Annotated in this window: 20 protein-coding genes; 12 read left to right on the plus strand and 8 right to left on the minus strand. The window is 70.5% G+C overall.

The window, feature by feature from the left end; all coding sequences use genetic code 11:
- Nucleotides 1-167 precede the first annotated feature (167 nt).
- The 8 genes from KBO27_RS08990 (at nt 168) to KBO27_RS09025 (ending at nt 10,095) form a co-directional block, all read left to right on the plus strand.
- Nucleotides 168-1,928, plus strand: coding sequence for an ABC-ATPase domain-containing protein (locus tag KBO27_RS08990; RefSeq protein ID WP_210969507.1), 1,761 nt, complete (start codon nt 168-170; stop codon nt 1,926-1,928).
- Between the two features lie 72 nt (nt 1,929-2,000).
- A complete protein-coding gene (locus KBO27_RS08995; RefSeq protein ID WP_210969508.1) occupies nt 2,001-2,669 on the plus strand; it encodes a phosphoribosyltransferase in 669 nt (222 codons plus the stop codon).
- A 269-nt stretch (nt 2,670-2,938) separates the two neighbouring features.
- On the plus strand, nt 2,939-3,349 hold the full coding sequence (locus KBO27_RS09000) for a hypothetical protein (protein ID WP_132686810.1): 411 nt from the start codon (nt 2,939-2,941) through the stop codon (nt 3,347-3,349).
- Nucleotides 3,350-3,620: 271 nt separating this feature from the next.
- Nucleotides 3,621-5,993 (plus strand): ATP-dependent Clp protease ATP-binding subunit, encoded by a 2,373-nt coding sequence (locus KBO27_RS34185; protein WP_210969509.1) that lies wholly within the window; start codon nt 3,621-3,623, stop codon nt 5,991-5,993.
- A 71-nt stretch (nt 5,994-6,064) separates the two neighbouring features.
- Nucleotides 6,065-6,994 (plus strand): alpha/beta hydrolase, encoded by a 930-nt coding sequence (locus tag KBO27_RS09010; protein WP_210969510.1) that lies wholly within the window; start codon nt 6,065-6,067, stop codon nt 6,992-6,994.
- A gap of 187 nt (nt 6,995-7,181) precedes the next feature.
- Entirely contained in the window at nt 7,182-7,637 is a 456-nt protein-coding gene (locus tag KBO27_RS09015) for an STAS domain-containing protein (protein ID WP_210969511.1), read from the plus strand.
- 33 nt (nt 7,638-7,670) lie between these two features.
- A complete protein-coding gene (locus KBO27_RS09020) occupies nt 7,671-8,195 on the plus strand; it encodes a DUF1697 domain-containing protein (RefSeq protein ID WP_210969512.1) in 525 nt (174 codons plus the stop codon).
- 274 nt (nt 8,196-8,469) lie between these two features.
- Complete coding sequence (locus tag KBO27_RS09025; protein ID WP_210969513.1) at nt 8,470-10,095, plus strand: ATP-binding cassette domain-containing protein; 1,626 nt, start codon at nt 8,470-8,472, stop codon at nt 10,093-10,095.
- Here the strand turns inward: KBO27_RS09025 and KBO27_RS09030 are convergent.
- Genes KBO27_RS09030 through KBO27_RS09050 form a run of 5 tightly spaced genes read right to left on the minus strand, consistent with a single transcriptional unit; the run spans nt 10,092 to nt 15,051 of the window.
- On the minus strand, nt 10,092-10,865 hold the full coding sequence (locus KBO27_RS09030) for an enoyl-CoA hydratase/isomerase family protein (RefSeq protein WP_210969514.1): 774 nt from the start codon (nt 10,863-10,865) through the stop codon (nt 10,092-10,094). The genes KBO27_RS09025 and KBO27_RS09030 overlap by 4 nt on opposite strands.
- Nucleotides 10,855-12,348, minus strand: coding sequence for a tripartite tricarboxylate transporter permease (locus KBO27_RS09035; protein ID WP_210969515.1), 1,494 nt, complete (start codon nt 12,346-12,348; stop codon nt 10,855-10,857). Before KBO27_RS09035 ends, KBO27_RS09030 begins: the two co-directional genes overlap by 11 nt.
- Before the next feature lie 16 nt (nt 12,349-12,364).
- Complete coding sequence (locus tag KBO27_RS09040) at nt 12,365-12,850, minus strand: tripartite tricarboxylate transporter TctB family protein (protein ID WP_246536609.1); 486 nt, start codon at nt 12,848-12,850, stop codon at nt 12,365-12,367.
- Entirely contained in the window at nt 12,847-13,809 is a 963-nt protein-coding gene (locus KBO27_RS09045) for a tripartite tricarboxylate transporter substrate binding protein (protein ID WP_246536611.1), read from the minus strand. Before KBO27_RS09045 ends, KBO27_RS09040 begins: the two co-directional genes overlap by 4 nt.
- Nucleotides 13,810-13,842: 33 nt before the next feature.
- On the minus strand, nt 13,843-15,051 hold the full coding sequence (locus KBO27_RS09050; RefSeq protein WP_307870305.1) for a CaiB/BaiF CoA transferase family protein: 1,209 nt from the start codon (nt 15,049-15,051) through the stop codon (nt 13,843-13,845).
- A gap of 154 nt (nt 15,052-15,205) precedes the next feature.
- Between KBO27_RS09050 and KBO27_RS09055 the strand changes: the two genes are divergently transcribed.
- Complete coding sequence (locus KBO27_RS09055; RefSeq protein ID WP_210969516.1) at nt 15,206-15,961, plus strand: GntR family transcriptional regulator; 756 nt, start codon at nt 15,206-15,208, stop codon at nt 15,959-15,961.
- Nucleotides 15,958-16,482: a gamma carbonic anhydrase family protein gene (locus KBO27_RS09060; protein ID WP_207922359.1), complete on the plus strand. Its 525-nt coding sequence runs from the start codon at nt 15,958-15,960 to the stop codon at nt 16,480-16,482. Before KBO27_RS09055 ends, KBO27_RS09060 begins: the two co-directional genes overlap by 4 nt.
- 118 nt (nt 16,483-16,600) lie before the next feature.
- On the opposite strand, the gene KBO27_RS09065 is transcribed toward KBO27_RS09060, so the two are convergent.
- Complete coding sequence (locus KBO27_RS09065) at nt 16,601-17,386, minus strand: putative protein N(5)-glutamine methyltransferase (RefSeq protein WP_210969517.1); 786 nt, start codon at nt 17,384-17,386, stop codon at nt 16,601-16,603.
- 451 nt (nt 17,387-17,837) lie between these two features.
- Entirely contained in the window at nt 17,838-18,098 is a 261-nt protein-coding gene (locus KBO27_RS09070; RefSeq protein WP_210969811.1) for a metallothionein, read from the minus strand.
- A 166-nt stretch (nt 18,099-18,264) separates the two neighbouring features.
- On the opposite strand from KBO27_RS09070, the gene KBO27_RS09075 reads away from it, so the two are divergent.
- Nucleotides 18,265-21,240, plus strand: a complete 2,976-nt coding sequence (locus KBO27_RS09075) for an alpha-mannosidase (RefSeq protein ID WP_210969518.1) — start codon at nt 18,265-18,267, stop codon at nt 21,238-21,240.
- Between the two features lie 57 nt (nt 21,241-21,297).
- Here the strand turns inward: KBO27_RS09075 and KBO27_RS09080 are convergent, their stop codons facing one another.
- The gene (locus KBO27_RS09080) at nt 21,298-22,380 is read right to left on the minus strand and encodes a peptidoglycan recognition protein family protein (protein ID WP_307870306.1); all 1,083 of its coding nucleotides are present in this window, start codon (nt 22,378-22,380) and stop codon (nt 21,298-21,300) included.
- A 269-nt stretch (nt 22,381-22,649) separates the two neighbouring features.
- Here KBO27_RS09080 and KBO27_RS09085 point away from each other — a divergent pair, with 269 nt between their 5' ends.
- Complete coding sequence (locus tag KBO27_RS09085) at nt 22,650-22,961, plus strand: DUF6221 family protein (RefSeq protein WP_210969520.1); 312 nt, start codon at nt 22,650-22,652, stop codon at nt 22,959-22,961.
- Nucleotides 22,962-23,235 lie beyond the last annotated feature (274 nt).

Raw genomic sequence — 23,235 nt, forward strand, 5'->3', positions numbered from 1 at the left:
CCCGCAGAGGATAACCCGACGTCAGCGCCCCCGCCCGATCACGACGCGCGAATGTTTCGCATTTTCGGGGGAAAACCCGCAAGACCACACCGATCCACAGTGTGTCCACTGTGGCCTGGATCATGGCCGGTTGGAGATTCCGGCGCCGCTGCGGTAGCCCTGTGTGCATGGCACAGCGACACGGCGGCCGGGGCGGGCCCCGGCACAGCGGCCCCCGCACCTCATCGGCCCAGCCCCAACGCGACCCCACCGCCGCCCGCGGCGACGCGCAGCGGCTGCGCCAGGAACTGGGCGGCATGCACGGCGCCAGCTACGGCCGCTACAAGTCGCTGACCGGCTCCTGGAGCTTCGACGGCTTCACCCTGCAGGTCCAGCGCGTCCAACCCGACCCCTACGCACCGGCCAGCCGCGTGCAGGTCACCGTCGACGCCGAGCACGCGGGCCTGCCCGCCGAACTCCACGACAACCCGGTGCGCGCCCGCGCCCTGGCCGGCCACCTGGCCCGGCGGCTGCACCGCGCGCTCGGCGACAGCAGATTGCGGGTCGACGCGGGCGGCCAGCAGGTCCTCGACCGCAGCTCCTGCCAGATACACCAAGGCGCGGTGCGAGTGCGCATGGGCATCGACCTGCCCGGCCGCGGCCGCACCATCGACGGTCGCGCCGCCGAACGCACCCTCTGCGACGAACTGCCCCACGCCGTCGAGACCGCGCTGCGCTGGACCACCGCCGACCAGCAGCAGGCCCGCGACTTCGTCGACAGCGTCGAGGACACCCACGCCCTGCGCGAAGCCCTCACCGAACGCGGCTGGGTGGCCTTCGTGGCCGACGGAGCGATCCTGCCGCGCCGCAGCGGCATCGACGAACGACCCCTGACCAGCGGTGTCGCGTTCTCCTCGCCGGAGTCGATGCGCGCCACCGTGCGCCTGCCCCACCGCGGCGAGGTCACCGGCATGGCCGTGCCCGAGGGCATCACCCTCATCGTCGGCGGCGGCTTCCACGGCAAGTCCACGCTGCTGCGCGCCCTGGAGCAGGGCGTCTACGACCACGTTCCCGGTGACGGCCGCGAGCTGGTGGTGGCGCGCGCCGACACCGCCAAGGTCCGCGCCGAGGACGGCAGGCGGGTGCACCGGGTGGACGTCAGCCCGTTCGTCTCGCACCTGCCCACCGGCGCCGACACCCGGGACTTCTCCACCGACAACGCCTCCGGATCGACCTCGCAGGCCGCCGCGATCACCGAGGCCGTCGAGGCGGGCTCCGGGGTGCTGCTGGTCGACGAGGACACCGCGGCGACCAACCTGATGATCCGCGACGCCCGCATGCAGGAGCTGGTGGCCAAGGACGCCGAGCCGCTGACGCCGTTCGTCGACCTCATCCGCCCGCTGCGCGCCACGCACGGGGTGTCGACGGTGCTGGTCATGGGCGGCTCGGGTGACTACATGGACGTCGCCGACCGGGTGGTGATGATGGACGCCTACCGGGCGCGCGACGTCACCGACCGGGCCCGGGAGCTCGCGCAGGCCCGCCCCACCGGGCGGCACAGCGAAGCCGACGGCTACCCGCCGCTGGGCCACCGGGTGGTCGATCCGCGCTCGATCCCCACCGAACGCCCCAAGATCCGCGCCCGCGGCACCGACGCGCTGACCCTCGGCGAGTCCACGGTGGAGCTGCGCGGGGTGGAGCAGATCGTCGATGCCTCCCAGGTCACCGGTATCGGCCTGGCGCTGGTCAGCTGCGCGCGGCGCGGTGTGCTCGACGGGCGCGCCAGCATCGCCGAGGTGCTCGAGGCGCTGGCCGGCGACATCGCCGAGCGCGGGGTGGAGGCCGTCGACGAGCGCTTCGTGGGTGATTTCGCGGTGCCCCGGCCGCTGGAGGTGGCCGCGGCGCTCAACCGGCTGCGGGTGCTGCGGGTGAGCGCGCTGCGGCGGTGACGGCGGTTTGCCCGCACCACCGCGGTGGGCACCCATAGGGGTGGCCCCGATGTGGTGGGAAAGGGGCGCGCGATGCCTCGAACGCGATCCCGGCACTCCGGCGCGACCGGTTACGACGATCGCGCCCACGCCGGTCAGGTGCTGGCCGGGCACCTGCACGGCCTGGATCTTGTCGACCCGGTGGTGTTCGGTCTGGCGCGCGGGGGTGTTCCGGTGGCCGCCGAGGTGGCGCGGGAGCTCAGCGCCCCGCTGCGGGTGTGCGTGGCCCGCAAGATCGGTGCTCCGGGGCAGCCCGAGCTGGCGCTGGGCGCGGTCACCGCGCACGGCCCGCCCGGCTACGACCACGCTCTGGTGCGCTCGTTCGGCCTCGACCTCGACGATCTGGCGGCGGCCTGCGAGCGCGAGCGCGCTGAGGCGGCGCGCCGCGAGCACCTCTACCACGGGGAGCCGGTGGAGCTGGCCGGTCGTGATGCGGTGCTGGTCGATGACGGGCTGGCCACCGGTGCCACCGCGCGGGCGGCGTTGCGGATGCTGGCCGAGGCCGGGCCCCGGCACCTGGTGCTGGCCGTGCCGGTGGGCTCGCCGGAGTCGGTGCGGGCGCTGCGCGGTGAGGCCGATGCGGTGGTGTGCGTGCTGCAACCGGTGGGGTTCGCCGCGGTCGGCCAGTTCTACCGGGACTTCGCCGCCACCACCGATGAGGAGATCAACGCGCTGCTGGCCGAGCTCGGCCAGCAGCGCTGAGACCGGTCACGGTGCGCGCCGCGGTGGGTCCGGTGGGTGATCTCGGCTGGTGGCGCCGCGGGCGCGGCGGGGTGATCTCGGTGGGTTCAGCGGGGTCTGGAGATAATGCTTGCGCATCGCCTTCACCACGCCCGGCACTGACGCGCTAACCTCTCCGCACCTACTCCTGTGCTGCGACAAGCCCGGGATCCGGACAACACGTGCCGGACCGGTCGGGCGCGTGGTGGTCGGGGTGGAGTTGGTACTGGATTCGGGTTGATTGGTTCGCTATGACTGCCGCTGGACATTCCGACCACTCGTCGTCTCAGGCGGGTAAGCACGGCCCGCCGTCGCGTCGCTCGGGCAGACGCGGTGAGGAGGCGGGAGCCGCCGAGTCGGGTTATTCCTCGGAGGTCGCTCGTCAGGTCGGCGAGGCGACCGTGGCGCTGGGCGAGCGGCTGCGCGATCCGGGTGTGGCGCACAGCGTCGAGGAGATCGAGAAGGTCATGCGGGGGTTCTCGCTGACCGTGGAGGGCATGTCGGGTGGCCTGTCGGGGGTCACCGAGTGGCTGCGCGCGGCCGGTCACGTGGGGCCGCTGTCGGGGCACGCCAGCGTGATGTCCGAGCGCCTGTCGCACATCGGCAAGGAGCTGTCGCGGTTGGCCGATGCCATAGAGCAGGCACAACAGCGCGCCAGCTGAGCCGCCGCGCACCCGGGCCCGGGTTGCCGGATTCCTCGTGCCACAATGATCATGCGCGGTGGCGCCGGGTTTTCCGAGCGCGAGAAGGGGTCCGTGCGCAGGGGTTTTGCGGGCGGCACCGATGGTGGCGGCGGCATCCCGGTGAGGTGTTCACCGGTCGAGCCGCCGGTATCGCGGGGGTTGGTGCCCGTCCGCTGAGGTTCGACGTCGCCTGCCGCATCCGGGTTTTCGGGTCGGCGGGCGATGTTCGTCGTGTGTGGAGGTGGCACGGTTGGATCGCGGCAGTGCCGGAGACTCCTCTGCTGCCTTCGATTCGCTGTTCCGCGACGTGCTCGCCGGTTCGGGTGAGGCGGCCGCGCAGTCGGCGGCGCTGAGCGCGCTGCTCGACGAGCAGGCGCACGAGGTGGTGTCCAAGGCGGTGCGGGCCACCGTGGACTGGGGTTCTCCCGAGTTGGACAGCTCGCACCTTCTGTGGGCGGTCACGCAGGTCCCGGCCACGGCCGAGCTGCTGGGTTCCTCGGGTGTGCGGGTGGGTGAGCTCGCCGAGGCGGTGCGCTCGGCGGTGATCGCGGTGCAGGAACCGCTGTTGCAGGGCTCGCCGGTGCTGTCCTCGGCGGCTCGGCGGGCGCTGCTGGGCGCCTACCGGCAGGCGTTGGCCGAGGGCGCTGATGTGGTGGGTGCGCGGCACGTGGTGCTGGGGCTGGCCGCGGACGCCGATTCGGTGGCCGGGCGTGCTCTGGCGCGGGCCATCGAGCTCGGTGAGGGCGGTGGCGGTCGCAGCGTGCTGAGCTTGACGCCGCGGTTGGACGAGTTCGGGATGGATCTCACGGAGCTGGCGCGGGCGGGCAAGCTGGATCCGGTGGTGGGCCGGGACGCGGTGATCGAGCAGGCCATCGAGGTGCTGGGCAGGCGTTCGAAGAACAACCCGGTGTTCGTGGGTGATCCGGGCGTGGGCAAGACCGCGATCGTGGAGGGCTTGGCGCGGCGGATCGTGGCCGGTGAGGTGCCGTGGTCGCTGGCGGATCTGCGGGTGGTGTCGCTGGATCTGGCGGGCATGGTGGCCGGGGCGAAGTACCGGGGCGAGTTCGAGTCGCGGTTCCGCGACGTGCTCACCGAGATCCGCGCCAACCGCGAGTCGGTGCTGGTGTTCATCGACGAGCTGCACAGCATCGTGGGTGCCGGCGCCGGTGAGGGGTCGATGGACGCGGGCACGATGCTCAAGCCCGCGCTGGCCCGAGGCGAGGTGCGGTTGCTGGGCGCCACCACGGTCGAGGAGTACCGCAAGCACGTCGAGAAGGATCCGGCGCTGGAGCGGCGTTTCGCGCCGATCATGGTCGACGAGCCCAGCGTGGAGGAGACCGTGGTGGTGCTGCGGGGTTTGCGGGAGCGCTACCAGCGCCATCACCGGGTGCGCATCGACGAGGCTGCGCTGAAAGCCGCTGCGGAGCTGTCCCAGCGCTACATCGCCGACCGGTTCCTGCCGGACAAGGCGGTGGATCTGCTGGATCAGGCGTGCAGCCGGGTGCGGTTGCGGCGGGGCGGGCAGGTGCGTTCGGCGGCGGTGTTCGAGCCGACGGTGGTGGCCGACGACGTCGCCGATGTGGTGGCCTCGCGCACCGGGATCCCGGTGGCCGATGTCAGCGCCGAGGACGTCGCGCGGCTGCTGGGGCTGGAGGAGCAGCTGCAGGCCAAGGTCGTGGGGCAGGACGCGGCGGTGGCGGCGGTGGCCGAGGCGGTGCGGCGGGCCCGGGTGGGGTTGGCCGACCCGGAACGACCGATCGGCAACTTCTTGTTCCTCGGGCCCACGGGTGTGGGCAAGACCGAGCTGGCTCGGGCGTTGGCGCAGGCGCTGTTCGGGGATGCCGGCCGGTTGTTGCGGCTGGACATGGGGGAGTTCCAGGAGAAGCACTCGGTGTCGCGGCTGATCGGTGCCCCGCCCGGGTACGTGGGCTACGGGGAGTCGGGGCAGTTGACCGACCGGGTGCGGCGCCAGCCGTACTCGGTGGTGCTGCTCGACGAGGTCGAGAAGGCGCATCCGGATGTGTTCAACACGTTGCTGCAGGTGCTGGACGCGGGGCGGTTGACCGATTCGCAGGGCCGGTTGGTGGATTTCCGCAACGTCGTGGTCATCATGACCTCCAACCTGGGGGCCGATCGGATCCTGGATTCGGGTGGTGACGCGGCGGCGTCGGCGGTGGTGGTGCTGGAGGAGCTGCGGGGGTTCTTCCGCCCGGAGTTCATCAACCGCATCGACGACGTCGTGGTGTTCCGGCCGCTGGGCCTCGAGCAGCTGCGCCGCATCGGGGGTCTGCTGCTGGAGCGCACCCGGGCGCAGCTGGCCGACAAGGGGATGCGGTTGTCGGTCACCGATGCGGGGTTGGACTGGTTGGTCGAGCGCGGACATCAGCCGGAGTTCGGTGCCCGCCCGTTGCGGCGGGTGATCTCCCGGGAGCTGGACAACCGGTTGGCGCGGATGGTGCTGGGCGGTGAGGCCGGTGCCGGTGATGAGATCACCGTGGACGCCGTCGACGGCGAGTTGCGGTTGTCGGTGGGCCAGGTGTGGCGGCCGGTGGCCGGGGGAAGGCATGCCGCGCCCGGCGAGAACTCGCCACTTCCCGCCCAGAGGTCGGGTGCGTTCGGGTGATCGTCTTCCCAGACGGGTTCGATCTTGACAGGGTGGGCTCTTGATCGTTTCCGGCGTGGAGGTGGTGGCGGGTGCGGGTCAGCGGGCAGCCGTACGTGGTGATGCGGGATCTGAGCTACGCGCCCCGGGTCGGCAACGCTCACCGCATGGACCTGTACCTGCCGCCGGAGGCCACCGGCCCGTGCCCGGTGGTGGTGTGGTCGGCGGGTTCGGCGTGGTTGGCCGACAACGGCAACACCGGTGGTGAGCGGGTCGCGCGGGCGTTGTGCGGGCGGGGTTTCGCGGTGGCGGCGGTGGCGGTGCGCTCCAGCGGGCAGGCCCGGTTCCCTGCGCAGGTGCACGACGGCAAGGCGGCGGTGCGCTGGGTGCGCGCCCACGCCGCCCGCTACGGCCTGGACGCCGAGCGCATCGCGGTGATGGGCAATTCCTCGGGCGGCTGGCTGGCCGGCATGCTGGGCGCCACCGCGGGTGTGGTGGCGTTGGAGGGCGATCTGGGGCCGACGTCGGTGTCCAGCGAGGTGCAGGCGGTGGTGGACCTGTACGGGCCGACGGATTTCCTGCTGATGGACGGGCACATGCCCGAGGGCGCGGTGGAGCGGTTCAACCAGATCACCGGGGGCAGTCGCGGCCATGACGATGCCGTCTCGCCGGAGTCGCGGTTGATCGGCGCGGAGATCCAGACCGTGCCGGGCCGGGTCGCCGAGGCCGATCCGTCGCGGTGGGTGCGCCGGGGCGGCCCGCCGTGGTTGATCCTGCACGGCACGGCCGATCCGCTGGTGCCCTTCCACCAGAGCGAGCTGCTGCTGTCGGCGTTGGAGCGCGCCGGGGTGCCGTCGACGCTGTACGAGATGAGCGGGCGGGTGCACGAGCACGACTACCTCGACGAGGCGCGTGATTTCACGCCGCGGCAGGTGCGGCACGCCGCCGGGGGCTCGGTGACCGGTCAGGCTCCGGCGACGTGGGCGCTCATCGCTGATTTCCTCGACGCCGCCCTGCGCTGACACACCCCGAAGTTCACACGAAAGTGGCAGTGCTTGTTGCGGGGTGGTAACGGCTCCTACGGTGGATGGTGCGGTTTCGCCCGGTCGTCGCCGCGCCAGCTGGTCGGTGATCGTCCCAGCGCACAGGCGGTTCGACGCGGAGCGCGCGAGTTCGCACCACCGGCCCGTCCAGCACGAAGGGGGTAGCGTGATCGTCTCCAGATCCTTGCCCGCACAGGCATCCCACGGCTCGGGCGGCATCATCGCGCCCCGCTCCGCCAGCGACGCCGATCCCGGCGGAGGCGCGTCGCGTTCGGCGTTACGAGTGCGCGTGCAGTGGCCCGAACTGGGCGTGGTGGTGGTCAGCGTCGGCGGCGAGATCGACATGGCCAGCCTGCCGCGCATCACCGAGGTCGTGCGCCAGCGCCTGACCGCCGCCCACCTGCACACCGCGATCGTGGACCTCCACCAGGTCGGGTTCGCCTCCAGCGCCGTGCTGGAGCTGCTGATGCTGGCCTACAACGCCGCCGGCCGCCGCGAAGCGCGGCTGCTGGTGGTGCCCGGTTGCGGGCGGGTGAGCAGGTTGCTGGAGCTGACCGGCCTGTCGGCGTTGTTCGAGCAGGCCACGTCCGTCGACGACGCCTTGGCCCGAGCGCGCCAGTAAGCGTTGTCGGGCCGCGGTGGCAGGATCGTTGGCGTGAGCACCTTCGTGGCGCTGCTGCGCGCGGTCAACCTCGGTTCGCACGCCCGGCTGCCGATGGCCCGGCTGCGGGAGATGCTCGGCGAGCTGGGCTGGCAGCAGCCCCGCACCTATCTGCAGAGCGGCAACGCGGTGTTCACCGCACCCCTGGCGGCCGGCGAGGTGGCGGTGGCGTTGCGGGAGAAGCTGGCCGCCGACGGCCTGGACACCGAGGTGATGATCCGCACCGGCGACCACCTGCGAGCGCTGGCCGCCGCGGGTCATCCCTTCGCCGCGCCGGGAGTGGAACACCCGAAGCTGCAGGTCGCCTTCCCGCTGCACCCGGTCGACGCCCAGCGGGTGGCGGGCATGCCCGTTCCCGGTGGCGAAACCGCGCGCGCCGCCGACGGGGAGGTGTTCTTGCACTACCCCGACGGCGTGGGCCGCTCGAAGCTGACCACCGCGCACCTGCAACGCCACCTGGGCACCCCGGTGACGTGCCGGAACTGGAAGACGGTCCGCGCCCTGGCGCAGATGTGCTGAGAAATTCACGCGCGCCGCACCCCGGGGTGCCGGTAGCATCGTCGTCGTCCTGCCGCCGGCGAGAGAGGTGCCTGTTGCTCATCTGAGGTCCGCGATCACCACGCGAGAACACCCGCACCCACCCCTTGAGAAGGGGTTGTCGTTGCCGGTGGGCGTGGAAGCGACCTCGATGACCGGGACACCCCGCTGGTGTCTGCTGCTGTGACGGATCATCGCCGCGTGGTGCTCGCCGCACATGCCTCCCACCCGTTGCCCGGCGAAGGCGAGATCCTCCATGTCAACACCCACCCCCACCTCGGTGACCTGCACCGAGATGTCGTTCACCTGGCCCGACGGGACGCAGGTGTTCTCCGGTGTCACCGCCGGTTTCCCCACCGGCGTCACCGGGCTCATCGGCGGCAACGGCAGCGGCAAGTCCACGCTGCTGCGCCTGCTGACCGGCCGGTTGACCCCCACCTCCGGTGCCCTCAGCGTGCCGGGCACGCCCGCGTACCTGCCGCAGACCATCACCAGCCACCTCGACGTGCGCGTGGACGAGGCCTTGGGCATCGACGGCACGCTGCGGGCGCTGGCCGCGGTCGAATCCGGTGAGGTCACCCAGCAGCACCTGGACACCATCGGACAGGACTGGGACGTCGAACAACGCGCCCACGCCCTGCTGGCCACCCTCGGGCTCGACGGGCTGGCCCTGGACCGGCGCGTCGCCGAGCTCTCCGGCGGCCAGACCGTGCTGCTGCACCTGGCCGCGCTGCTGCTGGCCCGCCCCGAGGTGCTGCTGCTGGACGAACCCACCAACAACCTCGACCGAGCGGCCCGCCACCGCCTGCGGGAGGCGGTGCGCGGCTGGCGCCACGGGGTGCTCATCGTGGTCTCCCACGACCGCGAACTGCTCGAGGACGTCGACCGCATCGCCGAACTGCGCTCAGGCGAGATCACCTTCCACGGCGGCGGGTACTCGGCCTACGAGCAGGCCGTGGCCACCGCGCAGGCCGCCGCCGAACGCGACCTGCGCGCCGCCGAGGCCGACGAGCGCCGCCAGCAGCGGGAACTGGCCGAGACCCAGGTCAAGGTGGCCCGCCGCAAGCGGCACGGCGCCAAATCGGGGGAGAACATGCCCAAGATCCTCGCCGGTGCCCGGCAACGCGCCGCGCAGGAATCGGCGGGCAAGCTCACCGGGATCCAGCAGGAACGCCTGCAAGCCGCCCGCGAGAAACGCCGCCACGCCGAAGAGGCGCTGCGCAGCGACGATCAGATCCGCCTGGAGCTGCCCGCCACCCGCGTGCCCGCCGGCCGGAATGTGGCGCGGCTGCGGGAGGTGGCGCTGCCGCACACCGGGGCGCTGCTGGATCTCGACGTGCACGGGCCGCAGCGCATCGCGCTGCTGGGCGGCAACGGCACCGGCAAGACCACCCTGCTGCGGCTGCTGGCCGCGACCGCCGAGCCGCAGGCCGGTGAGGTGCGGGTTCCGGTGACCGCCCGGCTCGTGCCGCAACGCCTCGACGTCCTGGACCCGGAGTTGAGCGTGGCCGCCAACCTCGCCCAGGCCGCTCCGGCGCTGACCGACAACCAGGTGCGCGCGCAACTGGCGCGGCTGCTGTTCACCGGGGCCCGCGCCGACCAACCGGCGGGCACCCTCTCCGGTGGGGAAGCGCTGCGGGCGAGCCTGGCGGTGGTGCTGCTGGCCGAACCCGCGCCGCAGCTGCTCATGCTCGACGAACCCACCAACAACCTCGACCTCGACAGCAGCGCGCAGCTGGCCGCCGCGCTGCGCGCCTTCCAGGGCGCGCTGATCGTGGCCGGTCACGACATGGCGTTCCTGCGCGAGATCCACCCGACCTGCTGGTTGCTGCTGGGCGAGACCCTCACCGAGATCACCGCGGCCGAGGCCGCCGATCTCTAGTGGCCGCTCCAGGTGTGCGGGGTCTTGTCCAGAAACGCCCGCACACCGTTGCGGAAGTCCTGGCTGCCGAACACGGTGCGCACCAGGTCGTCGCCGTCGGGCATGGTCGCCAGCCGCAACCGGCGCACCGCCTCCTTGGAGGCCCACATGGTCAGCGGCGCGTGCTGCACCAGCCGGGAGGTCATCGTGTTCACGACCTCGTCGAGCTCGCCGAGAGCGCACAGCTCGGTGACGAACCCGGCGTCGTGGGCTTCTTCGGCGGTGAACATGCGGGCGCGCAGCAGCATGTCCTTGGCGCGGGAGGGGCCGAGGTGGAACACGAGCATGGAGTAGGTGTTCATGGCCAGGCAGTTGCCCAGGGTGCGTGCCACCGGCACCCCGAAGCGGCCGGTGGTGGTCGAGATCCGCAGGTCGCAGGCGGCGGCCAGGGCGATGCCCGCGCCGACGCAGTAGCCGGAGATCGCCGCCACCGTGGGCACGGTGGCGGCCTCCAGGCGCCCGAAGACCTCCTCCATGCGCTGCTCGTAGGCCACCCCGTCCTCGCCGCTGGTGAACTCGGCGAACTGGGCGATGTCGGTGCCGGCCACGAACGCCTCCCCACCGGCGCCGCGCAGCACCATCACCCGGATGTCGGGGTCGGTTTCGGCGCGTTCGATGGCGGCCACCAGCCCGTCGTACATGGTCCAGCTCATGGCGTTGCGCTGGGCGGGCCGGTTGAACGTCACCCGCAGCACGGGTCCGTCGGCGGTCACCAGCAGTTCATCGGACATCGGCGTGTTCCTTCCTTCCCGCCCGGTGGCGGGCCAGCAGCGGTGCGGTGAGCATGGCGGCGGCGATCAGCAGGATCACCACGGCGATGGGCTGGGTGGCCAGCAGCCACATGTTGCCGTCGAAGATCGCCGAGGACTGCACCAGCGCCTTCTCCAGCAGGCCACCGATGACCACGCCCACCACCAGCGGAGCCATCGGCAGGTCGAGGCGTTTCATGCCGTAGCCGACGAACCCGAAGATCAGCACGAGCACGACGGAGAAGAAGTTGTTGTCGATGGCGAACGCGCCGACGAAGCTGGTCACCAGGATCAGCGGGTAGAGCAACCCGTAGGGCACCCGCAGCAGCTGGGCGAACACCGGTGCCAGGGGCAGGTTGAGCACCAGCAGGATGACGTTGCCGATGAAGAACGACACCAGCAGGCCCCACACGAGCTCGGGCTGCTCGGTGAACAGCAGCGGCCCGGGCTGGATGCCGTAGACGGTCAGCGCACCCAGCAGCACCGCCGTGGTGGCGCCACCGGGGATGCCGAGGGTCAGGGTGGGGATGAAGTTGGCGTTGGCGGCGGCGTTGTTGGCGCTCTCCGGCGCCGCGACGCCCTGGATGGCGCCGCGGCCGAAGTTCTCCCGGTTGCGCGAGACCCGCTTCTCCAGCCCGTAGGCCAGAAACGACGCCAGGGTCGACCCGGCACCGGGCAGGGTGCCCAGGGCGAACCCGATGAGGCTGCCGCGCCCGATGGCCCCGGCCGAATCGCGGATGTCGGACCGGCGGATCACCAGATCCCGGAAACCCGCCCTGATCGGACGCGCCCCTCCGACCCGGATCTGGTGCAGCACCTCACCGACGGCGAACAACCCGATGACGACCTCCACGTAGGGGATGCCGGACAGGAGGTTGATGCTGCCGAAGGTGTAGCGCGCCTGACCGGTGCCGGCGTCGATGCCCACGCACGCGATGAGCACTCCCACGCAGGCCATGGCCGCGGCGCGCAGCGTCGAACCGGTGGACAGCACCACCATGGTCACCAGCGCCAGCACCATCACCGCGAGGTTCTCCGGCGGCCCGAACCGCAGCGCGACCTGCGCGATCGGCGGCGCCAGCGCGGCCAGCAGGATCAGCGAGAGGATCGCCGCGGCGAACGAGCCGATGGCCGCGATCGCCAGCGCCGCACCGGCCCGGCCCTGCCGCGCCATCTGATAACCGTCCAACGTGGTCACCACGCTGGCGGCCTCGCCCGGTGTCGACAGCAGCACCGAGGTGATCGTGCCGCCGTACTGGGCGCCGTAGTAGATCCCGGCCAGCAGGATCAGGGCGGTGACCGGCTCCACGGTCAGCGTCAGCGGAATCAGGATCGCCACCCCGGTGGCCGAGCCCATGCCGGGCAGCAGCCCGATCACGGTGCCCAGCACGACCCCGGCGAAGCACCACAGCAGGTTCGTCGGCGTCAACGCCGTCGAGACACCCAGCAGCAGGTTCTCCCACACCCCGGCCCACCCCCTTCTAGAACCCGAAGATCCCGGTCGGCAGCGGCACGGCCAGCCCCACCGCGAAGACCACCCACACCCCACCGGCCACCGCCACCGAGAACGCCGCCGCCGGAAGGACACGACGGCCTTCCAGCCAGGTGGAGATCACCAGCACCAGGCCGCCGAACGCGCACACCATGCCCACCACCGGCACCGCCAGCACCGTCACCGGCAGCAGCACGAACACCCGCCGCAGGATCCACGCCCGCTGCCCGGCCGTGCGCCCGAAATCATCGGTGCCCGAACCGGTCTCACCCGCCGGCACCGGCTGGGACAACTGGCGGCGCAGCAGCACCGCGGCCAGCACCGCCAGCAGTCCGCCGGCGACCATCGGCACGAAACCCGGCCCGATCCGGGCCTGCTCGCCCACGACCCCGTAGACCGGGGCCGAGAACGCGAAACCCGCGCCCAGCACCACCAGGCCGATCAGCATCCACACCTGCGCGCGATCACCGCTCATCGGCTCACCACCTGCTCCACCGGGCCCTGCGCTGCGGCCAGGTACGCCCCGAACTCCTCACCGAAGGCGGGCCGGGCTTGCAGGAACTCCGAGGCCACGTACTCGTGGTAGGCGGGGGAGTCGGCGAAGCGCCGCGCGGCCTGCACCCAGAACTCCCGCGCCCGCGGGTTGAGCCCCCCCGGGGCGATCACCCCGCGGAACTGCGCGAACACCACGTCGACTCCCTGCTCCACCGACGTGGGGATGCCGGCGAGTTCGGGATAGGTGTAGCGCTGGTCGGCGAACACGCACAGCGCCTTGAGCTCCCCGGCGCGCAGCTGCCCGATCACCTCGCTGGGGTTGAGCGAGGCCAGCTCCACCTGACCGCCCAGCACCGCCGCCATCGACTCCCCACCGCCCTCATACGGCACCGTGTCGAGATCGGCACCGGTGGTGGCGCGGATCTGGGAGAACACCACCGCATCCGGTCCCATCGCGCCGGAGATCGCCGCCAGCACCCTGCGGTGGCGGGCCTGCTCGACGGCATCGGCGCAACTGGTGATGGGGGAGTCGGGGCGGGCCACCAGCAGCGTGAAGTCCTCACCGACCTTGAAGATCGGGGTGAACGAGCGGTGCGAGAACGCCACTTCCACCGACGCCGGCAGCGACAGCAGCGAGGTCTCGGTGGCCAGCAGGTACTGCGGGGACCCCGTTTTGCCCAGCAGGTAGGAGTAGCCGACCGCGCCTTGGCCGCCCTCGCGGTTGTCCACGCTGATGCTCACACCCGGGGTGACCGATACCAGCCCGTCGGCCACGGCCCGCCCGGCGATGTCGCTGCCGCCTCCGGCGGCGAAGGGCACCACCATCGTCACCGGGCCCACCGGTCGATCCGCGCCCGCCGCGTCGTCCGAGCCGGACGCGCCACCGCACCCGGCGCACGCCGCTGCGGCCACCGCCATGATCAGGGCTAACGCACGCATCGCTCCTCCTCGAGCTCGCGTCGCGACAAGGGGTCAGGGCTCGGAGATGACTCCCGCCCGCACCAAGCCGGCGATCTCGTCGGCGCCCACGCCCAGCTCGGCGAGGACCTCACCGGTGTGCTCACCCAGAACCGGCCCCGCCGAGCGGCGCTGCGGTGGGGTGTCGGACAGCCGCATGGGCGAGCCGATCTGGCGCACCGCACCCAGCTGCGGATGCGGCGCGTCCCAGAAGAACCCGCGCCCGCGCAGGTGCTCGTCGGTGAACACCTGCGCGGTCTCGGCGATCGGGGCGCACGGAACCCCGGCGTCCACCAGCGCCTCCACGATCGCGTCGGTGCTCCACCGGGTCGTTTCCCGCTCGATCGCGGCGATCAGCTCGTCGCGGTGGTGGTAGCGGTCGTAGGAGGAGCCGTAGCGCTCGTCGTCGAGCAGCTCGGCCAGCCCCAGCGCGCGGCAGAACGCAGGCCAGGTCTTCGGCGTCGTGGCCCCGACCGTCACCCACCCGTCCTTGCTGCGCACCGCCTGGTAGGGGGCGCTGTTCTGATGCGCCGAACCGTGCTTGCGCCCGCTGTCACCGGTGGCGAAGAACGTCCCGGCCTCCCACACCGCCAGCGACGCACCGGCTTCGAACAACGACACGTCGGCGACCTGGCCGCGTCCGGTGCGCTCGCGGGCCCGCAAACCGGCCATCGCGCTCATCGCCGCGTACAGCCCGCACACCAGGTCGCACACCGGCACCCCGACCTTCACCGGGGCACCACCTTCCTCGCCGGTGATGCTCATCAGCCCGGCGCGAGCCTGGGCCATGATGTCCAGACCGGGCTGTGGGGCCAACGGCCCGTCCTGGCCCCACCCGGACACCGCGACGTAGACCAGCCGCGGGAAGCGTTGCCGCACCACCTCGGGCCCGAACCCCAGCGCCTCCAGCGCGCCGGGACGCAGGTTCTCGATGAGCACATCGGCGGTGGCCAGGAGCCTGTCGAGCACGCTCTTGCCCTGGTCGGTCTTCAAATCCACCGCCAGCGAACGCTTGTTGCGGTTGAGCCGGACGAAAGGGGAGGAGTGCTCCTGCAGGAACGGCCCGGTCTGGCGCACCGGGTCACCGCCCGCCGGGTTCTCCACCTTCACCACGTCGGCACCGAGATCGGCCAGCTGCATCGCCGCGTAGGGCGCTGCCATGAACGCACCGATCTCCACCACGCGCACACCAGCCAGCGGAGCTGACTCTGATCGGGTACTCACTCCACGCCTCCCACCACGCCGGGCGACACGGCGGCTACCGTGATCGGCATCACCTGACTTTTGTCTACAGCAGGCAGATCGTGGCTGACAAGCTCGGCGGACCAGGTTGCTCCACCCGAGGCAATAGGATCACGCCGAGCACCGAAGGAGACTCGTGACCGGATCCGCGGACAACACCACCAGCGCCCCGCACATCGTCGGGCCGCCCAGCCTCGTCGAACTCGCCGCCGCCACCCTGCGCCGCATGATCGTCGGAGGCGACCTGCTGTGCGGGCAGCGCATCGTGGAGAACCGGCTCACCGGTCAGCTCGGCATCTCCCGCCCACCCCTGCGCGAAGCCCTGCGCGTCCTGGAACGCGAAGGCCTCGTCCGCCAGGTGCCCCGCAAGGGCGTGATCGTCACCCCGCTGACGCTGCACGACATCTACGAGATCTGCACCCTGCGCGCCGAATTCGAACGCCTGGCCATCCGCCTGGGCGTCCCGGTCACCGACCCCGCCCGCCGCGCCCGCTGCCAGCAGGCCCTGCAGGCCATGACCGACGCCGCCCGCACCGGAGACCGCCCCGCCTACCTCGAGCGCTCCTTCGAGTTCCACGTCTCGGTGGTCGGCCTGTCCGGGCACGCCCGACTCGAAGAGGCCTACCGCTCCCTGCAACTCCAGCTGATGCTGTCCATGGCGCTCAACCGCCGCGCCCGCGAGGAGCACGAAACCCTCGACGGCGACGTCGCCCGCCACACCCACCTGCTGGAGATCATCGACACCGGAGACCCCCAGGCCGTCCTCGACGAACTGGCCACCCACGGCGACCGCAGCTTCCTCGACGGCATCGAGGACACAGTGGACGGACACACCGACGTCGCGCTGGCCTGGCTGGCCCAGCAGCGCACCGGCCGAAAGGAAACCCGTTGAACGACCCCCTGACCGTGACCGTCGACGACATCACCCCCGAGATCGACCCCGCCGCCTTCATCGCCCCCGGCACCAGCCTCATCGGCCGCGTCACCATCGGCCCCCGCGCCAGCATCTGGTACGGCTCGGTGCTGCGCGGCGACCAGGAGACCATCACCATCGGCGAGGCCACCAACATCCAGGACGGCAGCGTCATCCACGCCGACCCCGGATTCCCCGCCGACATCCACCCCGAGGTCACCGTCGGCCACCGCGCCGTCCTGCACGGCTGCACCGTGGAAACCGGCAGCCTCATCGGCATGGGCGCGGTCGTGCTCAACGGCGCCCGCATCGGCGCAGGCTCCCTGGTCGCCGCCGGAGCCGTCGTCCTCGAAGGCACCGACATCCCACCCGGCTCCCTGGTCGCCGGCACCCCCGGCAAGGTCCGCCGCGAACTCACCGACGACGAACAAGCCGCCCTCAAGCTCTCCGTCGAGCAATACCTCAACCTCGCAGCAAAACACCGCAACGCCCTGAGCTGAGCAACACCCCAGCGGCCCTGCGCGCAGAAGGCCACCCGATGGCTCGCCTCAACGCGGCAGGACCGCTGGGGGAGCAGCCCATCCGCCACGAACGGGGGAGCCGGGAGACCACATACCGCTAACCCCGGCGACCGGAGACCACCGTGGCGTCGAGCTCGTCGCAGCGCGACACCCTCGCCTCCAAACCGGCAGCGCTCATCAAACCCGCGGTGCGATCGGCCTGCTCCCGGGAGGTCTCCACCAGCAGCACACCGCCCGGGCCCAACCAGCCCGGCGCCTGGGCGATCACCCGCGCCTGCACCAACAGGCCATCGGCCCCACCGTCCAGGGCGGTGCGAGGTTCGTGGTCGCGGGCCTCCGGAGGCATCAGCGCCACCGCGTCGCTGGGAACGTAAGGGGCATTGGCGGTGATCACCCGCACCCGCCCCGCCAACTCGCGGGGGAGAGGGGCGAACAGATCCCCCGTGACCACGTGCCCGCCAGGCAGGTTCAGCTGCGCGCAAGCCGTCGCGCGCTCGTCGACGTCGCACGCCCACACCACCGCGTCCGGGCGCTCGGCGCGCACCGCGGCGGCCACCGCACCCGAACCGCAGCACACATCCACCACCACAGCACCAGAACCGAGTCCGTCCACGGCGAGCTCGACGAGATGTTCGGTGCGACGCCGCGGCACGAACACCCCTGGCGCCACAGCGATCCGCACACCCCGGAACCACGCCCACCCCAGCACCTGCTCCAACGGCAACCCCGACACCCGAGCGGCGAGCATCCGCTCCAGCCGCACCGGGTCACCACCGGCCTCGCCCAGCAGCAGCTCCGCCTCGTCCTCGGCGAACACGCAGCCCGCCGCCCGCAGGCGACCGCTCACCTCATCCCGCGACACACCCACGCCCCCTGACCCCATCGCGCCCATCCTCGCACCCGCACCCCGAAACGACGGCTGCCGCGCCCCCGGGAAACCGGGAACACGGCAGCCGTGAAGTCATTTTCGGTTGTGCGCTACCAGGTCCTCATCCGCGCGGAAACCGCACGTAGGCCTGCGAGCGGGGGTGGCGCATCGTCGCGCGGGCGCGTTCGAGCTCCCGCGAAAACCCGCCCAGCCAGCGAACCATACTTGCCATAGGGCGTCCTCCATATTCAGCGAAGGGTTTGTGTGTGGAGTTGACGGTGTTCCCGCTCGTTGTCAACACCCGGATGCGCGGGCACCCACTGATCCGGCCGAGTTCGTCCCCCGTCAACCGGAATGTCGTCGCAGGTCGTCCGCGTGTTTCAACCGTGACATAACAGAATGGTCACAACAAGGAGCGGCCAGTCACACCCGAACGGGCGACCCCACACCACACGCCCCGTAGCGATCAGCCCGGGTGGGCACCCACCGCATCCCGCAACTCAGCGGCCACCTCCACATCCGACTGCCGCGCACAATGCGCACAGCAGAAGAACCGCCCACTGGCCTCCACACCATGACCCAGAATCCGGCACCCGCAGTGCTCGCACTGCGGCGCCAAACGCTGCGCCGCGCACTCGAAAGAATCGAACGTGTGCACCCCACCGCCCACGGTGCGCACCTCGAAACTCATCCAGTACTCGTTCCCGCACACCTCGCAGGTCCCCATGAGACCGCCCTCCACAACGCGATGACAAGCCAACATCGCGAGCATGCGGCCTCCCCCCAACACCGGCAACCGCACCAACACCGAAGAAAATTCACCTCTGACCCCACGCCACCCTGTGCCAGCATGATCACCACCACACCCACGCGCCGAGCCAGGGAGCCGCCCCATGCACGACGACCGCCACATCGTCGAACAACGCCTCGACCGCGTCCTGCACCAACGCATCAAACCCGCCCAACACACCCACACCCAACCCATGGACATCGCCGTCTGGCACACCCCCGGCGAACCCGTCCCCGTCGACCAAGCCCTCACCGCCACCTACCAACCCACCCACATCGGCCAACCCTGGGGACCCGCCTGGGGCACCGCCTGGTTCCGCCTCACCGCCACCATCCCCGAAACCTGGGCCGGCCACACCGTCGAAGCACTCATCAACCTCGGCTCCACCGACGAACGCCCCGGCTTCCAATGCGAAGGCCTCTGCTACACCCCCGACGGCACACCCCTCAAAGCCATCAACCCCCTCAACACCTACCTCCCACTCCCATCCACCCCCGGCACCCACACCATCTACGTCGAAGCCGCCGCCAACCCCGACATCCTCGGCCCCCGCGGCTTCCAACCCACCCACCTCGGCGACAAACCCACCGCCGACGGCCCACCCCTCTACCAACTCCACCAAGCCGACATCGCCCTCCGCCACACCGAAACAGCCGCCCTCTACCACGACGCCGAAGTCCTCGACCAGCTCATGCGCCAGCTACCCGAGAACTCACCCCGCCGCCACCACATCCTCCGCGCCCTCGAACGCATGCTCGACACCCTCGACCTCCACGACATCCCCGGCACCGCCACCGCCGCCCGCAACCAACTCACCGACGCCCTCACCGCACCCGCACACCACAGCGCCCACCAGATCTCCGCCGTCGGCCACGCCCACATCGACTCCGCCTGGCTGTGGCCCATCCGCGAAACCATCCGCAAAGTCGCCCGCACCATCGCCAACGTCACCACACTGCTCGACCACCACGACTTCCACTTCGCCATGTCCCAGGCCCAACAACTCGCCTGGATCAAAACCCACCACCCCAAGCTCTACGACCGCGTCCGCCACCACATCCACCAAGGCGGATTCGTCCCCGTCGGCGGCATGTGGGTCGAATCCGACACCAACATGCCCGGCGGCGAAGCCCTCGCCCGCCAACTCATCCACGGCAAACGCTTCTTCCTCGACGAATTCGGCATCGAAACCCGCGAAGTCTGGCTACCCGACTCCTTCGGCTACAGCGCCGCACTCCCACAACTCATCCACCAAGCAGGCAACACCTGGTTCCTCACCCAAAAACTCTCCTGGAACCAGACCAACCGCTTCCCCCACCACACCTTCCACTGGGAAGGCATCGACGGAACCCGCATCTTCACCCACTTCCCACCCGCCGACACCTACAACGCCGAAATCACCGGCGCCGAACTCGCCCGCGCCCAGAACAACTTCTCCGAACACGGCTACGCCAACCACTCACTCCTGCCCTTCGGCCACGGCGACGGCGGGGGAGGACCCACCCGCGACATGCTCGAACGCGCCCACCGCACCCACAACCTCGAAGGCTCACCCCAAGTCCACCTGCACACACCCACCCAGTTCTTCACCACCGCCGAAGCAGACCACACCCAACCCGCCGTCTACTCCGGCGAGCTCTACCTCGAACTCCACCGCGGCACCTACACCTCCCAAGCCCGCACCAAACAAGGCAACCGACGCAGCGAACACCTCCTGCGCGAAGCCGAACTCTGGTGCACCACCGCCACCCTCAACACCGGCACCGACTACCCCTACGACCAACTCGACACCCTCTGGAAACAAGTCCTCCTCAACCAATTCCACGACATCCTCCCCGGATCCTCCATCGCCTGGGTCCACCGCGAAGCCGAGAACACCTACAACGACATCGCCGACCAACTCAACACCCTCATCAACCACGCCCAACACACCCTCACCGGCCCCGGCGACACCCCCATCACCTTCAACGCCGCACCCCACACCCACGACGACATCCCCGCCCTCGGCGCCACCAACGCACCCACCCCCACACCCGCCACCCCACAACGCCAACCCGACGGCACCATCACCCTCGACAACGGCCTCATCCGCGCCACCATCGACCACCACGGCCTCATCACCACCGTCCACGACCACACCGCCGACCGCGAAGCCCTAGCCGCCCCCGCCAACCTCCTCCAAATCCACCCCGACCACCCCAACCACTGGGACGCCTGGGACATCGACGGCTTCTACCGCCACAACACCCACGACCTCACCCAACTCGACACCCTCGACATCCACGACAACACCGTCGTCATCCACCGCACCCACGCAAACTCCACCATCACCCAAACCCTCGCCATCCCGGCAGGGGAGAAGCGCATCGACATCACCACCGACGTCGACTGGCACGAATCCGAAAAACTCCTCAAAGTCACCTTCCCCCTCGACGTCCACGCCGACCGCTCAGCATCCGAAACCCAATTCGGCCACGTCATGCGCCCCACCCACACCAACACCTCCTGGGACGCCGCCCGCTTCGAAATCTGCGCCCACCGCTACATCCACGTCGCCGAACCCGGCTACGGACACACCCTCGTCAACGACTCCACCTACGGACACGACGTCACCCGACACACCCGAGACGACGGCGCCACCACCACAACCGTCCGCCTCTCCCTCCTGCGCGCACCCCGATTCCCCGACCCCGACACCGACCACGGCCACCACACCCTCAAATACGCCCTCTGCATCGGCACCGACATCACCGAATCCGCACGCCAGGGCTACCGCATCAACCTCCCCACCCGAACCCACCTCGGCACCCACCCCGTCACACCCCTGATCACCCTCGACAACCCAGGCGTCATCGTCGAAGCCCTCAAACTCGCCGACGACCGCAGCGGCGACGTCATCGTCCGCCTCTACGAAGCCCGCGGCGCCCAAGCCCGCACCCACCTCACCACCAGCTTCCCCGCAACCACCATCACCCGAACCGACCTGCTCGAACGCCCCACCCACGCACCCCAACCACCCGACACACCCCTCAAACTCCGCCCCTTCGAAATCCGCACCCTCCGCATCACCCGCGCATGAAACGAGCCCGGGGTGGACCACACACGTGATCCACCCCGGGCCCCGGGGGAGAAGACCTCACGCCACCAACCGCTGCCAGCTCACCAGATCCACCACACCCGACGCCGCCAGACCACCGGCCACCTGGAAATCACGCACCGCCGAGACCATCCGCTCACCGAACACACCATCAACGGGCACGTAATGCCCCCGCGAGGTCAACAACACCTGCGCCGCGCGCACCGCCTCACCACCGGCACCCGCACCCAGCACCGGCGTCACGCCCTCCCACGCCAGGCCACCGAACAACCCCGGCTCGGCCACCCGCGACGCGAAGCACGACGGACCGCTCGCACCGCGCTCCACCGCCACCCGCGACGCCGCCTGCTGCGTCGCCTCACCGAACACACCGTCCACCGGCACCGACACGCCCCGGGCACCCAGCAGCATCTGCAACGCGGTGACGTTCGGACCCTGCGCGCCCGGACGCAGCAACGGCCAGCTCACCGGCTGCACCACCGCCAGGCCCAGCGCCGCACCGACCGACTCCCGCAGCTCCGGCAGCCGCGCGTAGAGCACATCACCCGGGCACGCCGTGGCCATGTAGTCCCGGTGCCCGTAGATCGCGCCCGGCTCGATCCCGTACTGCGACACCATGTACGAGCACAACGACACCAGCGAGTCCCACAGCGAGCCCGGCACCGACGCCTCGGTGTAGGTGCCCTCGTTCTCGATGCCCAGCGCCACCGAGTTCTGCTCACCGGCGTGGGCGCCCTTGACGTGCTGGGTGCCGCCCTCCAGCGCGGCGAGGCTCTTGTGCCGGCCCTCCATCAGGTGCCCGCCGCGCGAGTTGGTGAAGTTCTGGCCGGTGTCGGACCAGCCGTTGCTGTCCATGTGGAAGTCCTGGATCTGCCTCGATAACTCGAAGGCGTGCGACTGCGACGTGTCGTCGCTGTTGGGCGTCGCCGTGTGGTGCACGATGATCTTGGTCGGCTTGGAGTCCAGCACCTCGATCGAGCCGGAGGCGTCCCGCGCGTTCCAGTCCGACGTCGAGGAGATCGACGGAGCCGCCGAGTTCCGCACCGCCGCGCCCGCGGGCAGTCCCGCGAAACCCACTGCGGACACCGCGAGCCCGCCGGCCAGCACCGCACGTCGAGCCACTCGTACCTGTCGTAGTGCCATCTCTCTTCACTCCCGAAATCCGGTCAGCGATCACGAAACAGGGCGCGTGCCCTCGGGGTTGGCACGCTACGCAGCCGATCACATTCACGGGAATTCCTGGCGACAAGCCGCCACGAGTTGGCAAAGAAGTCACCAACCGACAATCGCGCCGCAACACGTCATCACCCGGCTTCCCGCGCGTCCCCGCTATGGACCGAGATCACCACCAGGCCCGACCCGGCCCGGGGCACCAGGGGAGAGCTCACACGATGGACCGCTTCGTCCGATTCCTGCGCCGCCAGATCGACATCGACCTCGAACTGCACAGCCAGGCTCGAAGCGATGAAGAGGCCGGCAACGCCACCCACCGCTGCCTCATCGGCCCGCTGCGCGGCTTCCGCGAGTGCGAGCTCAAATCCCGCCTGCTCGCCCAGCACGACCGCTGCGGGACCGGAGGAGGCCCCTGCGACACCCTCGGCACGAGCTACCCGCCGGAGGACGAACGCGGATGCCTCACGCGGGCCCTGCTGGGCCTGCCCTACGCGGACCGCCCCGGCTACGCGCCACGATGGCGACCCTGAACACCCCAAGCGAAGTCGAGCGCGTGTTCGACGTGGCCGTTCGAGGCCGGGGTAGGGGCGGACGGAGAGATGGCGGTGAGGGGAGCGGGACCTGGGCGCAGGGAGAGCGGGTTCGGAGCAGCTGGTCAACACCAGGAGACTCTGCGGACCAGGGCGATTCGCCACGCGCCAGATGTAAGCTGTTTAACCGCAACAACATTCATCAGTTGATCATGATATTTCGTGGATAATCTACGTTATCCATCAATCGGAGTGATGGCCGCAAAGTACGGCG

The sequence above is a fragment of the Saccharopolyspora endophytica genome, from assembly GCF_018070075.1.
Taxonomy (GTDB): Bacteria; Actinomycetota; Actinomycetes; order Mycobacteriales; family Pseudonocardiaceae; genus Saccharopolyspora; species Saccharopolyspora endophytica.

Bases quoted from the DNA above. Each gene is read 5' to 3' on its own strand.
- KBO27_RS08990 (WP_210969507.1), top strand. From the start codon at position 168: ATGGCACAGCGACACGGCGGCCGGGGCGGGCCCCGGCACAGCGGCCCC.
- KBO27_RS08995 (WP_210969508.1), top strand. From the start codon at position 2,001: ATGCCTCGAACGCGATCCCGGCACTCCGGCGCGACCGGTTACGACGAT.
- KBO27_RS09000 (WP_132686810.1), top strand. From the start codon at position 2,939: ATGACTGCCGCTGGACATTCCGACCACTCGTCGTCTCAGGCGGGTAAG.
- KBO27_RS09025 (WP_210969513.1), top strand. From the start codon at position 8,470: ATGTCAACACCCACCCCCACCTCGGTGACCTGCACCGAGATGTCGTTC.
- KBO27_RS09030 (WP_210969514.1), bottom strand. From the start codon at position 10,865: ATGTCCGATGAACTGCTGGTGACCGCCGACGGACCCGTGCTGCGGGTG.
- KBO27_RS09040 (WP_246536609.1), bottom strand. From the start codon at position 12,850: ATGAGCGGTGATCGCGCGCAGGTGTGGATGCTGATCGGCCTGGTGGTG.
- KBO27_RS09045 (WP_246536611.1), bottom strand. From the start codon at position 13,809: ATGCGTGCGTTAGCCCTGATCATGGCGGTGGCCGCAGCGGCGTGCGCC.
- KBO27_RS09065 (WP_210969517.1), bottom strand. From the start codon at position 17,386: ATGGGGTCAGGGGGCGTGGGTGTGTCGCGGGATGAGGTGAGCGGTCGC.
- KBO27_RS09070 (WP_210969811.1), bottom strand. From the start codon at position 18,098: ATGGGGACCTGCGAGGTGTGCGGGAACGAGTACTGGATGAGTTTCGAG.
- KBO27_RS09075 (WP_210969518.1), top strand. From the start codon at position 18,265: ATGCACGACGACCGCCACATCGTCGAACAACGCCTCGACCGCGTCCTG.
- KBO27_RS09085 (WP_210969520.1), top strand. From the start codon at position 22,650: ATGGACCGCTTCGTCCGATTCCTGCGCCGCCAGATCGACATCGACCTC.